The sequence below is a fragment of the Thalassotalea sp. G20_0 genome, assembly GCF_017744175.1.
GTDB lineage: Bacteria > Pseudomonadota > Gammaproteobacteria > Pseudomonadales > Endozoicomonadaceae > Endozoicomonas.
In genome coordinates, this window is sequence record NZ_JAGHQV010000002.1 from 1 (window position 1) to 13150 (window position 13150).

The following is a 13150-nucleotide window of genomic DNA, read 5'->3' on the forward strand; positions in this document are numbered from 1 at the left end:
GTTGTTGTCTGTTCAATCTGGCGACCTGCCATGCTCCGCTTTCTTTTGCGTTTGCGGCTGGTTGACGGCTCGTCTCTTCCAGCTTCAGTGGATGTTAACCGGGATACAGTATCTGCGGTTGCTGAGGAGGAAGGTGACTGCATGGTTTGTTTGGAGGTCCTCCCTGTTTCCAATTGGAGAATCGTTTGGGAATGACAACGATAGAATACGACCTTGTCAGCCCGATAAAGTTCCAGGCAACCGGTATCAGAGAAGCCTTACCTGTATTTGTTTTTCTTTATGCCAGTTACCTATCCATAGCAAGTGGATAAAAAGGACTATTACGGCTGCAGCCAGGGCAATTTGATCCCCCCAAAGAACACAAGCAAGCCAGCCAAGCTGGAAAAGCAGATAATTAGCAATCAGTTTTATTTTGTCGTTTGTCATCATTATTAGAACACCAGTGGGCGATAGATGGGTTCCAGTTCTACGGTCAGGATGTCCCGAATGGTTTTCAAAGCGAACTGAACTTTATTGTCACTATCAGGGCTGCTGATACAAAGGCGTACGGCCTGGGGAACTGAGTAGCTGCCAACGGCAAACAGTTCTGACTGGAGCACTTTCACTCCCTTATTATGCAGATGTCGTACAAAAGTCTCTGCCCGCCAGGGTTCAGGTAGCTTGAGCCAGCCATGAAAACTATAAGTTTGTGCCTGTATATCCATACCTTTGAGGTGGTGGGTCATGAGTTCCTGACGCCTGGCAATGGCTTCGGTCTGCCAGCAAATCAGTTGTTCTGCAATACCGGATTCAATCCACTCACTGGCAATTTCAGCCATCAATGGTGGTGGCACCCAGCAGTCGCTCCTTATGGCCATGACCAAACGTTCTCTCAGGTGAGCAGGGTAGCAGAGGTAGCCGGTCCTTAATCCACCCGACAGCGTTTTTGAGAAGCTGCCGCTGTAAATTACCAGGTCAGGAGCAAGGCTGTAGAGCGATGTCAGTCGTTTCTCGGAAGCGACGAATTGTACATCATCTTCCAGGATCAGCAGTTTGTGCCTGCGTGCTATCTCAATGATTTGTTCTCGCCGTTGCATTGGCATGATGAGCGCTGTCGGATTTTGCAGGGATGGCATTAGATACAGCAGTTTCGGGCGGTGTTGCAGGCAGCATTGTTCCAGTGCTTCTGGAATCAGGCCATGCTCATCCATCGGCAAACCTATATGGTGAGTTTGCCATTGTCTTGCCGCATTAATGAACCCCGGATAGGTAAGGGACTCGGAAACGATGGTGTCCCCTGGCCGGGTGGCTGCCTGAAGAGCCATCATATTGCCATGCTGGCCCCCATTGGTGATGAGAATATTGTCTGGATTTACATGGATCGACAGCGGTGCAAGCCACCTGGCAATGATACTGCGATGCCTTTCAAGCCCGGTTTCAGGCAGATAGTCCAGCAGCGCAGTCATGCGCAGAGGGTCTGATGCAATCATTTGCAGCGTCTCGGCCAGTATCTCTTCTCTCGGTGCCGGAACCTGAAGGGTCAGGCTCATATCAATAAGCGTTGACTCTGGTTTTTGAGGTACATTGAATTGGGCCTGCTGCCAGACCTTACCGGTAACAAAGGTTCCACTGCCCACTCTGGCGGTAATCAACCGTCGTCTTTCAGCTTCAGCATAGCCCCGGGTAATAGTACCAATGGTTACGTTAAGAACATCGGCAAGCCAGCGATGAGTAGGCAGTTTATCGCCTGAGTGTAATGACCCGTTTTTAATGGCCTGCTCGATGGCATCGGCGAGAGCCATATATTTGGGGCCGGACTTGAAGGAAAGGCATTTCAGCCAGCCCGGGAAGCTTATTTTTTTATCCATTGTCTTTTTATTATGTTTGAAATGATATCTTTGTCATGGTGACAATTTATTAATTGCACGCTTTTTTGTCCGTATATCATACTTTATTGGAGCCTTAATATCGTCGTTTGTTTGATTGTATGGGGGCAATTTCAAGGGCATTGTTAAAATATACTGAGGGAAAAATGAATGAGATAGAGATACTCTGGTTACCATTGGTAACCTTTGCCTTGAGCTCCAGTATTACACCAGGGCCCAATAATATTATGCTGGCAGCCAGCGGTGTAAATTATGGCTTTGCCAGAAGTATTCCCCATATGCTAGGTGTTTCTATCGGGTTCTTTATTCTGTTTCTTGGGGTTGCATTTGGACTGGGGAGTGTCTTTGAGAGGTATCCACAGCTGCAAACGGGTTTGAAATATATTGGGTCCATGTATCTATTGTGGCTGGCATGGAAGATTGCCACGGCTGCCAGTGTTGCAGAACAGGCGGACAGTAAAAGACCAATGACTTTTCTTCAGGCCATCAGTTTTCAGTTTGTGAATGTGAAAGCCCTGATGATGGCCGTCAGTAGTGCTGTTGTTTTTACATTGCCCGGTGATAACTACACGCTTTCTGTTTTACTGGTTGGGGTGATATTTTCTCTAATCAATCTGCCTTGTTGTTCAGTCTGGGTGGTTTTTGGCTCAGGACTGAGGCGATTTCTGAAAAATGAGCAAAGTTTAAGGGCTTTTAACTGGTCTCTGGCTTCACTGACGGCCGCATCGGTTGCATTATTTTATGTCTGAGAAACGGTATCTTTTTTATCAGCCGGGAGCGCTAATCCCGGTTTATAAAAAATGCCAGGTAAGTTGTGGGGTGATCTGTCAACCATTACGTCTACCTCTGAATAAGGGATGATGATGATGCCCTGGTTCCGGGTCACATCGCAAGCCGTCAGGTGAGCCACCAAAGCACTGGACATCACATTCATCAGCAGATTTCTTCCTGTCATCAATATTAGTTAGTGATCCATCAAAGATGTTACGGTATCTGGCTTGTAGATCTTTGCTGGTAATGTGTGCAGCCAAACCTGGTTCCGAGAGTAGGAATGTTTTGTGCATAATTGTTTCGTTAGGGTCATAAAAAATAACCTTCATGCATCCATCCTGCTTCTTTAATCTCAGGGCCATTACGTGACTAAATCTTGAATCACCTTGTGTACCAAACAAAAAATTCTTTTCATCGCCAGCAGGTATATTCCAATACTTTTCTACCAGCCCCGAAAGAGCCTCAGAAAACGCTCCCTCGTGGAAATAATATCCATCGGCATAAAAGGATCTGTTAGTAATTGGCCCGTTTTTTAATCCATCTGGATTACTGTACGCATCACTTATAGGAGTATCAGGTGTATTTGCAAAGATTGACTGTATCTTTTTCGGGGTGTTTATTCTTTTAAAAGTCTCTTTTCCCCGACCAAACTCTTTTGTGGCATAAGCCCAGGCGATGTGTCGGCAGACTATTTTTCTTCCAGGTGCTACGGTGTCAGTATCAGAGCGACGTACTGTGCAGTTAAGGCACTTTGAGTGCCAGGGTTTAATGGAGTAATACATGGGAATTGGAGCAATACTGCCATCCTGTTTGAAAGCAAGTTTAACCTTAAGTATGCGCCCTTCATCATGCAGTTTGTCTATCTTATTGGAAACATAGCTGGTTGAACTCTTGCAGGCTGACGGTATGCTGATGTTATAAGCACTTAATGGCTTATGGAGGCTTTTGGTAAACCATGCATTTGGGTGTTCTTTCATCAGCTTTTGGGTGTTACCGTCTAAAACGCTGACAGAATAACGACCAAACAGTGCCTTGATGCCATTAACAAGGGATTTTATGACCCTGATTGGCAGTAAGGATTCTGAATGTCTGCACCATGAATGTGATAGTGCTGACAAAACACTAAGCTTGATATGATCCATTACATGATATCCCTTGCTTGATTCTTATGATTCATTTGCTCGAAACCCTTTAGAGTATAAAAGTTCTAAAAAGTTCCACGGCTATCCCTCAGCTCAGGTAAGAGTGATGCTTTATGTTTGAGAGGCTGTATGTTTTTTATAAGCTGGGATCGTGCATCCCGGCTTATAAAAAAATATCAGGTTAACTACTTTTGGTGATCTATCAATCAGGAGCTCTTCCTTCTGAATAAGGGATGATGTATATTCCCGGGTTCTAAAAGCAGCGAGGAAGGTCGGCCACCAAAGAACTGGACATCGCATTCATCAGCAGATTTCTTCCTGTCATCAATATTAACGAGTGCTCCATTAAATAGGAAGCTCGCTCCAAGATCTTCAACGGTAATGTGTGCAGCCAAACCGGGTTTCGAAAGAAGGATTTTTTTGTAATTGGGTCATTTTCTAATTCATTTGGATGATGGTGCGCAAATGATGAAGGACGATCAGGTGTATTTGCAAAGGTTGACTGTATTTTTTCCGGGGTAGCTACTTTATGAAAATCTTTTCTCCGACCAAACACTTTTGTGGCATAAGCCCAGGCGAAATGTCGGCAGACTATTTTTTTTCCAGGTGCTTCGGTGTCAGTATCAGAGCGGTGGACTGCTTGATTAAGGTTTATGGGGGATAGGAATTATCCGAATTATATATGGGGATTGGGGCAACACTGCCATTCTCATTGAAAGTCAGTTTAACCAGCATTCCGCGTCCTTTTTTATACAGTTTTTTCTATTTTATTGGAAATATAGGGAGTTGAGCTTTTACAGGCTGACGGAATGCTAATATCAAAGACATTTAATGGTTTACGGAGTTTTTGGGTATACTGTGCATCTGGGTGTTCTTTCATCAGCTTTTGGCTGTTACTGTCTAAGGCGCTTACAGAAAAACGACCATAATATGTCTTGATGCCATTAACAAGGCATTTTATGGCCCTGATTAGCAGTAAGGATTCTGCATTTTTGTGCCATGTATATAAACGTGCGGCCTGAGCATCCAGTTTAATTTGATCTATTATGTAATATCCCTGTGTTATTTCGCTCTTATGATTAATTTGCTTAAAACCTTTAGAGTGCAAAAGTACTAATAAGTTCCGTGGCTGTTCCTCTTCTCAGGAAAGAGTAAAGTTTGTTGTTGCAGGTAGGATCGTTTGGTGAGTATCTATTTATTGGATTTTTGGGCTCGAGGCCCCACCGGCATACGCCATAAAACTTAGAGATCATGGTGCATGGCGGTTGGTTCGGGTGTCGGCTTCTTCAGGTGCCGACCTGCATGGTCAGCCTCCTGGTACACGTTTTCAATGTAATTGATGGGTTCTTTTTATATGGCGTCTAAACTCCGCTCAGGGTGAACGGAGGTTATACACCTCAAACTCATTGAAATGGTGTACTAGTCTCCCAGGAACGCCTTATAAGCCTCATTCTCATTTTCAGACCAGTAACGGTAGCCAATGGCATCAAGATATTCCGGGATATGCTGGTGTTCCTCTTCCGGGACATCCAGGCCTATCGCAACCCGTCCATAGGCCGCTCCATGGTTGCGATAGTGAAACATGGTGATATTCCAGCGCTGGCCCAGTTTACTCAGGAAGTTTAATAAGGCTCCCGGGCGCTCCGGAAATTCAAACCGGTAAACCTGTTCGTTGTTTACCGCTTCGCTATGCCCGCCCACCATGTGCCGAACATGAAGTTTGGCCATTTCATTATCGGTCAGGTCAACCACGGGATAGCCTTGCTGCTGGAGTTCATTAACCAGCCGGTCGATGGGCATCTGATCCGGGTGGACCTGAACACCGACAAAGATTCTGGCTTTGCCCGGGTTATGGTAGCGATAGTTAAACTCAGTGATATTTCTGCGGCCCAGCAGTTCACAGAACTGTTTAAAGCTACCGGGTTGCTCCGGAATGGTAACGGCGATGATCGCTTCCCGCTTTTCACCCAGCTCTGTGCGTTCCGAGACATAGCGCAAACGGTCAAAGTTGATGTTGGCACCGCTGTCAACGGCCAGCAGGGTTTGGCCCCGGACCTTGTCCCGGCTGACATACTTCTTCATACCGGCAATGCCCAGGGCACCGGCAGGCTCACAGACAGAGCGGGTATCATCAAAGATATCCTTGATCGCGGCACAGATTTCGTCGGCGGTGACGGTGATGACCTCGTCGATACAATCCCGGCAGATCCTGAATGTCTCTTCACCGATCTGTGCCACCGCTACCCCATCGGCAAAGATGCCCACATGGGGCAGGACAACCCGTTCACCCGCATCAAGCGCCGCCTTCAGGCAGGCCGACTCTTCAAACTCAACACCGATGACTTTGACGTCGGGCCGCAGGTACTTGATATAGGTGCTGATACCTGCCGCCAGACCACCGCCGCCCACCGGGATGAACACCGCATCCAGGGCACCGGTCTGTTGACGCAGGATCTCCATGCCAATAGTGCCCTGACCGGCGATGGTATCTATATCATCATAAGGGTGAATAAAGGTGTAGCCGTGCTTTTCAACCAGGGTAAAAGAGTGAGCCAGAGCCTGGTCAAAAGCGTCGCCATGCAGTACGACCCTGGCCCCGTAAGCCCGTACCGACTTCACTTTGATCTCGGGGGTGGTGACCGGCATGACAATGGTGGCCTTGATCCCCATTTCCCGGGAGGCCAGGGCTACTCCCTGGGCATGATTCCCGGCCGAAGCGGCAATAACGCCACGTTCTTTTTCTGCCGTCGTGAGCTGGGCCAGCTTGTTATAAGCGCCCCGAATTTTGAAGGAGAATACCGGTTGTAAGTCTTCCCGCTTCAGGAGAACCCGGTTATCCAGGCGCTGACTGAGGAAGCGGGCCTCATCAATCGGGGTTTCGATGGCGACATCATAGACCCTGGCTTCCAGTATTTTTCGTATATAACGGTGTGGCATGCTGTCCTGCTGGTGTCTTCTGTTAGCTTTATTGAGTTCAGGCAGTGCTGTGAAGCTCTCATTCTATAGGAATAAGCTTCAGGATGGCACTCGTCCAATTTGCCGGAAAATGGTGTAATATACGGCGCGTTTTCAGCCCTATTAACCGCTCAGTATTATCAGGTAACCCCATGAATCAGGATCAGCTCAAAAAGGCCACCGCCGAAGCCGCGTTGCAATATATCCTGCCCCATCTGGAAAAAGATATGGTGATCGGTGTTGGCACCGGCTCTACCGCGCGATTTTTTATTGATGCGCTGGCTGAGTACAAGGATGATTTTGATGGCTGTGTCTCCAGTTCTGAGGCATCTACTGAGCAGCTGAAGGCCCATGGTATTCCTGTCTATGATCTGAATACGGTGTCTGACCTGCGCTTTTATATTGATGGGGCAGATGAAGCCAATGAACATCTTCACCTGATTAAAGGGGGTGGTGCGGCACTGACCCGGGAAAAGATCATTGCAGCGGTAGCCAGAGAGTTCATTTGCATTGCCGATGAGAGCAAGGCGGTGGGTGTGCTGGGTGAATTCCCATTGCCGGTGGAGGTCATTCCCATGGCTCGCAGTTATGTTGGCCGGGAGCTGGTAAAGCTGGGAGGGGATCCTGCCTACCGCGAAGGGGTTGTGACCGATAATGGTAACGTGATTCTGGATGTCTGGAATATGAAGATGCTGGACCCGGTTGCACTGGAACAAAAGATCAATGGCATTGTTGGTGTGGTGACCAATGGTCTGTTCGCCTGTCGTCCTGCTGATGTGCTGCTGTTGGGTACAAACGACGGTGTTAGAACAATTACCGGCAAATGATTAAAACGGGTTCTCTGGAACAGTTGTGATCTTTAGTGGATAGTTGGCTCCCGCTGTTTCCATAAAAAAACCGCAATATTAGGCTGGATCGAATAGAAAAAATCCTTAATATAGCCATTGCTAACAATAAAAATGCTTGGCGACCTGCGTTGAGCGTAACCTGTGGTTTAGTCCTGAGTTTCGGGGGAGGGCGGCCACTTTCTGGCGAATGCTCTGTAAACTCAGGCATGAAAAACAACAATAAAGAGTGACTGACATGCTGAAATCATTCAATAAAAAAATGGCAGTCTTTACTGCCGTGTTAGCGGGTACAGCGGCACTGGGCAGTGCATCCATCGCATCCGCAGAAGATACCATCAAAATTGCCCTGGCAGGCCCGGTAACCGGACCGGTTGCCCAGTACGGCGATATGCAGTTTATTGGTGCCAAAATGGCCATTGAGCAGATTAACCAGGCGGGTGGCGTCAATGGCAAGGAGCTGGAAGGGGTTGTCTTCGATGATGCCTGTGACCCCAAGCAAGCCGTAGCGGTTGCCAACAGGATTGTAAACGACGATATTCGATTTGTTGTCGGTCACCTCTGTTCTTCTTCAACTCAGCCTGCTTCTGATATTTATGAAGATGAAGGTGTCTTGATGATCACTGCCGCCTCAACCAGCCCGGACATCACCACCCGTGGCTATGAGCTGGTTTTCAGAACCATTGGTCTGGACAGCATGCAGGGGCCAACGGCTGCGAAATACATCATTGATTCGGTAAAACCACAGAAAATGGCAGTGATTCACGACAAGCAGCAGTACGGTGAAGGTTTGGCCGCCAGTGTTCGTGATGAAGTTCAGAAGGCCGGAGTTAACGTTGCGCTTTATGAAGGTGTAACGGCCGGCGACAAAGACTTCTCTGCCCTGATTGCCAAGCTCAAGAAAGAGGATGTCGATTTCGTTTATTACGGTGGTTATCACCCTGAGCTGGGCCTGATTTTGCGCCAGAGTGCAGAGAAGGGACTGGATGTTAAGTTCATGGGGCCTGAAGGTGTCGGCAACAAGGATATCTCTGCCATTGCCGGTGAGGCCTCAGAAGGCTTGCTGGTGACTCTGCCCAAGAGTTTTGATCAGGATCCGGCCAATGCCCGGTTGGTGGAGGCATTCAAGGCCAGGAGTGAAGATCCTTCCGGCCCATTTGTCTTTCCCGCTTACTCTGCGGTGCAGGTCATGGCAGATGGCATGAAGCTGACCGCCAGTGAAGACCCTGAGAAAGTTGCCAGCAGCCTGCGTGCCAATAACTTCAAAACACCAACCGGTGAGCTTGGCTTTGATGGCAAGGGCGACCTGAAGGACTTCAGCTTTGTCGTTTATCAGTGGCATTCTGATGGCAGCAAAACTGCCCTGACCAAGTGATCGGAATACTGCCCTGCCTGCATGGGCAGGGTATTAATAAAGGAAATACTGTGCAGTCGAATAACCAGACGGCACCAGTCTAACAATGAGAAAGCAGTAAAAGGCCTGCAAGGAGTGCAGAACGCCATAAGCGTTATTGCAACATGCGGGCCTTTTTTATGGATTCGACCATGCCTGAGTCAGCCTATTATTTTATTCAGCAATTGCTGAACGGCCTTACTGTCGGGAGCACCTATGCCCTGATAGCCATCGGTTACACGATGGTCTATGGCATCATTGGAATGATCAACTTTGCCCACGGCGAGATATATATGATCGGCAGCTACGTTGCCTTTGCCGTGCTGGCCGGTCTTGCCTTGATGGGGGTTGACAGTATTGCCCTGATGCTGGCCGCCGCCTTTATCATCAGCATTATTATTACCAGTACTTATGGCTTTGCCGTTGAGCGGGTGGCCTATCGACCATTAAGAAACAGTAATCGATTGATTGCCCTGATCTCGGCAATCGGTATGTCTATTTTTCTTCAGAACTATGTGCGTATCGCCCAGGGTTCGAGAGATATCGCAATGCCCAGCCTGATTACCGGTGGCTGGACGTTTGGGCCCGCTGATGAGCTTAATGTCACTCTGTCGTACATGCAGGTGGTGATTTTCATTATTACGTTTATCACCATGACACTGCTGACGCTGTTTATTTCCAAATCAAGGATGGGGCGTGCATGCCGGGCATGTGCAGAAGACCTGGGCATGACCCGGCTTCTTGGCATCAATACCAACCAGGTTATCTCCCTGACCTTTATTATCGGTGCGGCACTGGCTGCGGTGGCCGGTGTTTTACTGGGGCTCTATTACGGCGTTATTAACCCCTATATTGGTTTTCTTGCGGGTTTGAAAGCGTTCACTGCGGCGGTTCTTGGTGGCATCGGCAGTATTCCGGGAGCTGTACTTGGCGGCCTGATTCTTGGTGTTACCGAAGCGTTTACCGCAGGGTATTTCAGTAGCGAATATAAAGACGTCGTCGCCTTTAGTCTGCTGGTGCTGATTCTGTTATTCCGACCTTCAGGGATTCTTGGCAAGCCGGAGGTAGAAAAGGTATGAATAGTCAGTCATCTACCACACTGCGCTGGTTTCCCGCTTTTATGGCAACCGGAGCGCTGTTGCTGCTTGCTGTGTTAATGCTCGGGGTTCAGCTATCCACTGAAAATACAAAGTTGGTCGTTTACTTTGCGGCCAGTGAACGGTGGCAGCTGATTCTTGCTGGTGCTGTTCTGGTTTTCCTGGTTCAGTTATTCCGGAACCCCATCTCTGCTTTCTGGCAGGGAGCCAAAAAACACAACCCACTACCGCAGGTTCAGCTGCCATCACTGGATGATAATAAACCTCTGAAGCGGCTGCTGATCAGTTTTGTCGTGGCCGGGCTGATGGTCTGGCCTTTCTTTGTTTCCCGTGGTGCGGTGGACCTGGCAACACTGGCACTTATTTATGTCATGCTTGGTCTGGGCCTTAACGTGGTTGTTGGTCTGGCAGGTTTGCTGGATCTTGGTTATGTGGGCTTCTATGCCGTTGGAGCTTACAGTTATGCGCTGTTGAGCCAATATTTTGGTCTTGATTTCTGGAGCTGCCTGTTGATCGGCGGGGTTATGGCGGCATTCTTTGGTTTTATCCTGGGGTTTCCGGTGTTAAGGCTTCGTGGAGACTATCTGGCCATTGTTACCCTGGGCTTTGGCGAGATTATTCGTATTTTGCTGAATAACTGGACCTCAATTACCGGAGGGCCGAACGGGATCAGTCAGATTCCAAAACCAACGTTGTTTGGTCTGGAATTTTCCCGGCGAGCCAAAGAAGACGGCAATGTACCATTTCACGAGTTCTTCGGGATTGACTACAGCAGCGGCTATAAAGTGATTTTCCTTTATATCCTGGCGCTGCTTCTGGTGCTGTTAACGCTCTACATTATTAATCGCCTGTTGAGAATGCCCATTGGCCGGGCCTGGGAAGCGCTTCGGGAAGATGATATTGCCTGTCGCTCACTGGGTTTGAATCCAACAGCCATCAAACTGTCGGCCTTTACCATTGGTGCAGCGTTTGCCGGATTTGCCGGTACTTTCTTTGCGGCCCGGCAGGGTTTTATTAGTCCGGAGTCTTTTACCTTTATTGAGTCAGCCATCATCCTTGCGATCGTGGTTCTGGGAGGCATGGGGTCACAGATGGGCGTTATTCTTGCCGCCGTTATTATGACGGTACTGCCAGAGTTTGCCCGGGAGTTTCAGGAGTACCGGATGCTGATGTTTGGCCTGATGATGGTGTTGATGATGATGTGGCGTCCGGAGGGGTTGATGCCCATGAAACGTCCGCATCTGAAGTTGAAAGATCATCAGTCGGATAAAAAAGATGATGCTTCTGTTAATCGTCAGCCCATTGCTGAAAGCGTTTAATCTGCAGGGAGTTATAAGATGAGTCAGTGTTTGCTGGAAGCATCGGATCTCAGTATGCGCTTTGGCGGTCTGCTGGCCGTGGATCAGATGGCGCTCAAAGTTCGTAAAGGCGAAATTGTCTCCATGATTGGCCCGAACGGTGCCGGGAAAACGACAGTGTTTAATTGTCTGACCGGCTTCTATAAGCCAACCGGAGGGAAGATTCTTTTTCAGGGCCGGGCGGTAGAAAAGCTGCCTGGCTTTAAAATCGCCCGTTTAGGTGTGGTGCGAACTTTCCAGAATGTGCGTTTGTTTAAAGCCATGACGGTTCTGGAAAATCTGCTGGTGGCCCAGCACCGTCATTTGAACACAGGGTTGTTGGCCGGGCTGTTTAAAACACCTTCGTTTCGCAAGAGTGAGGCAGAAGCCATGGAGCGGGCCGCTTACTGGCTGGATAAAGTGGGCCTGACTGAGTTTGCCAATCGTGAAGCCGGAAACCTGGCCTACGGTCAGCAGCGACGACTGGAAATTGCCCGCTGTATGGTGACCGATCCACAACTGTTGATGCTGGATGAGCCTGCTGCAGGACTGAACCCTAATGAAACCCGGGAGCTGGATAAGTTGATTTCCGATCTCAGAAAAAATCATGGTGTATCAGTGCTGCTTATTGAACACGATATGAAACTGGTGATGGAAATCTCGGACCGGATCTATGTTATTAATCAGGGGAGGCCCCTGGCATCCGGAACACCGGAAGCAGTCCGCAGTCATCCTGAAGTGATCAAGGCTTATTTAGGGGAATCCTGAGTATGAATAACGATAAACCACTGCTAAGCCTTGAGCATGTTTCTACCTTTTATGGCCAGATTCAGGCACTGGATGACGTGAGTGTAGAGATCCGGGCCGGTGAAATTGTGACGTTAATTGGTGCCAATGGTGCGGGAAAAACCTCTCTGCTGATGACACTCTGTGGTGATCCACGGGCGAGCAGTGGACAGATCTTTTATGGTGGGCGGGACATTACCCGGGACGATACGGCGGATATCATGCGCTCCGGTATCGCACTGGTGCCGGAAGGTCGGCGTGTCTTCTCCCGGCTTACCGTGGAAGAAAATCTCAGCATGGGGGGCTTTTTTACCGATGAGCAGGATTATCGTCAGCTGTATCGCCATGTTCTTGAGCTATTCCCGCGCCTTGAGGAGCGCCTCACCCAGCGGGCAGGCACGATGTCTGGAGGTGAGCAACAGATGCTGGCCATAGCAAGGGCACTGATGAGTAAGCCCAGGCTATTACTGCTGGATGAACCCTCACTGGGCCTGGCTCCTATCGTGATTCAGCAGATTTTTGACATTATTGCCAGGCTGAGGGATGAAGGGATGACGATCTTTCTGGTTGAGCAAAATGCCAACCAGGCGCTGAAGCTGGCTGATCGCGGCTATGTGCTTGAAAATGGGAAGATTGTTCTGCATGACTCCGGACAGGCTCTGCTAGTGAATAAATCTGTGCAGGAGGCCTATCTGGGCGGGTGATTGCAGTATTTTTCCTTTGATTTCTGAAGGGTTTGCCATACGCGGCTTTGAGAGAACTTCTGGCAGAAGCCGCTTTGGTTTCAATAGGTTAACTGGGTAAAACTTTAGTATCAGCCATATTTTGGAATCAAAATAACAATTTAAATTTTTGATAGTAATTAAAATTATCATTATTTTTTATTTATTCATTTGAAATCAACCAGTAAGTGGCGTGGTAGTTCTGGTTATAAGGCCATGTTCCCAGTACTATACTTT

The 13150-nt window shown here is 48.5% G+C and carries 12 protein-coding genes; 7 read left to right on the top strand and 5 right to left on the bottom strand.

Features of this window, described 5'->3' with window-relative positions:
* Positions 1–246: 246 nt before the first annotated feature.
* Both J7438_RS01185 and J7438_RS01190 read right to left on the bottom strand, forming a co-directional pair.
* A complete protein-coding gene (locus tag J7438_RS01185) occupies positions 247–429 on the bottom strand; it encodes a DUF2878 family protein (RefSeq protein WP_209275107.1) in 183 nt (60 codons plus the stop codon).
* Positions 430–431: 2 nt separating this feature from the next.
* Positions 432–1781 (bottom strand): aminotransferase-like domain-containing protein, encoded by a 1350-nt coding sequence (locus J7438_RS01190; RefSeq protein WP_209275108.1) that lies wholly within the window; start codon positions 1779–1781, stop codon positions 432–434.
* Positions 1782–2011: 230 nt separating this feature from the next.
* On the opposite strand from J7438_RS01190, the gene J7438_RS01195 reads away from it, so the two are divergent.
* Positions 2012–2614 (top strand): LysE family translocator, encoded by a 603-nt coding sequence (locus tag J7438_RS01195; RefSeq protein ID WP_209275109.1) that lies wholly within the window; start codon positions 2012–2014, stop codon positions 2612–2614.
* Positions 2615–2692: 78 nt separating this feature from the next.
* Here J7438_RS01195 and J7438_RS01200 read toward each other — a convergent pair whose 3' ends face one another.
* The 3 genes from J7438_RS01200 to ilvA all read right to left on the bottom strand — a co-directional run bounded on the left by J7438_RS01200 (position 2693) and on the right by ilvA (position 6760).
* Positions 2693–3778: a hypothetical protein gene (locus J7438_RS01200; RefSeq protein WP_209275110.1), complete on the bottom strand. Its 1086-nt coding sequence runs from the start codon at positions 3776–3778 to the stop codon at positions 2693–2695.
* Between the two features lie 748 nt (positions 3779–4526).
* Positions 4527–4886: a hypothetical protein gene (locus J7438_RS01205; RefSeq protein ID WP_209275111.1), complete on the bottom strand. Its 360-nt coding sequence runs from the start codon at positions 4884–4886 to the stop codon at positions 4527–4529.
* A 311-nt stretch (positions 4887–5197) separates the two neighbouring features.
* Positions 5198–6760, bottom strand: coding sequence for a threonine ammonia-lyase, biosynthetic (ilvA, locus tag J7438_RS01210; protein WP_286196319.1), 1563 nt, complete (start codon positions 6758–6760; stop codon positions 5198–5200).
* Between the two features lie 125 nt (positions 6761–6885).
* Here ilvA and rpiA point away from each other — a divergent pair, with 125 nt between their 5' ends.
* The 6 genes from rpiA (at position 6886) to J7438_RS01240 (ending at position 12895) form a co-directional block, all read left to right on the top strand.
* On the top strand, positions 6886–7560 hold the full coding sequence (gene rpiA, locus J7438_RS01215; protein ID WP_209203347.1) for a ribose-5-phosphate isomerase RpiA: 675 nt from the start codon (positions 6886–6888) through the stop codon (positions 7558–7560).
* Positions 7561–7816: 256 nt separating this feature from the next.
* Positions 7817–8953, top strand: coding sequence for a branched-chain amino acid ABC transporter substrate-binding protein (locus J7438_RS01220; protein ID WP_286196295.1), 1137 nt, complete (start codon positions 7817–7819; stop codon positions 8951–8953).
* Positions 8954–9123: 170 nt separating this feature from the next.
* Positions 9124–10050, top strand: a complete 927-nt coding sequence (livH, locus tag J7438_RS01225; RefSeq protein WP_209275113.1) for a high-affinity branched-chain amino acid ABC transporter permease LivH — start codon at positions 9124–9126, stop codon at positions 10048–10050.
* Positions 10047–11387, top strand: a complete 1341-nt coding sequence (locus tag J7438_RS01230) for a high-affinity branched-chain amino acid ABC transporter permease LivM (protein ID WP_286196296.1) — start codon at positions 10047–10049, stop codon at positions 11385–11387. Before livH ends, J7438_RS01230 begins: the two co-directional genes overlap by 4 nt.
* Before the next feature lie 54 nt (positions 11388–11441).
* Entirely contained in the window at positions 11442–12173 is a 732-nt protein-coding gene (gene livG, locus J7438_RS01235; RefSeq protein WP_503003880.1) for a high-affinity branched-chain amino acid ABC transporter ATP-binding protein LivG, read from the top strand.
* Positions 12174–12175: 2 nt separating this feature from the next.
* Positions 12176–12895: an ABC transporter ATP-binding protein gene (locus J7438_RS01240; protein WP_286196297.1), complete on the top strand. Its 720-nt coding sequence runs from the start codon at positions 12176–12178 to the stop codon at positions 12893–12895.
* The last annotated feature ends 255 nt before the right edge of the window (positions 12896–13150 follow it).

Bases quoted from the DNA above. Each gene is read 5' to 3' on its own strand.
- J7438_RS01220 (WP_286196295.1), top strand. From the start codon at position 7,817: ATGCTGAAATCATTCAATAAAAAAATGGCAGTCTTTACTGCCGTGTTA.
- J7438_RS01185 (WP_209275107.1), bottom strand. From the start codon at position 429: ATGATGACAAACGACAAAATAAAACTGATTGCTAATTATCTGCTTTTC.
- livH (WP_209275113.1), top strand. From the start codon at position 9,124: ATGCCTGAGTCAGCCTATTATTTTATTCAGCAATTGCTGAACGGCCTT.
- J7438_RS01190 (WP_209275108.1), bottom strand. From the start codon at position 1,781: ATGGCTCTCGCCGATGCCATCGAGCAGGCCATTAAAAACGGGTCATTA.
- J7438_RS01240 (WP_286196297.1), top strand. From the start codon at position 12,176: ATGAATAACGATAAACCACTGCTAAGCCTTGAGCATGTTTCTACCTTT.
- rpiA (WP_209203347.1), top strand. From the start codon at position 6,886: ATGAATCAGGATCAGCTCAAAAAGGCCACCGCCGAAGCCGCGTTGCAA.
- J7438_RS01195 (WP_209275109.1), top strand. From the start codon at position 2,012: ATGAATGAGATAGAGATACTCTGGTTACCATTGGTAACCTTTGCCTTG.
- J7438_RS01200 (WP_209275110.1), bottom strand. From the start codon at position 3,778: ATGGATCATATCAAGCTTAGTGTTTTGTCAGCACTATCACATTCATGG.
- livG (WP_503003880.1), top strand. From the start codon at position 11,442: ATGCGCTTTGGCGGTCTGCTGGCCGTGGATCAGATGGCGCTCAAAGTT.
- J7438_RS01230 (WP_286196296.1), top strand. From the start codon at position 10,047: ATGAATAGTCAGTCATCTACCACACTGCGCTGGTTTCCCGCTTTTATG.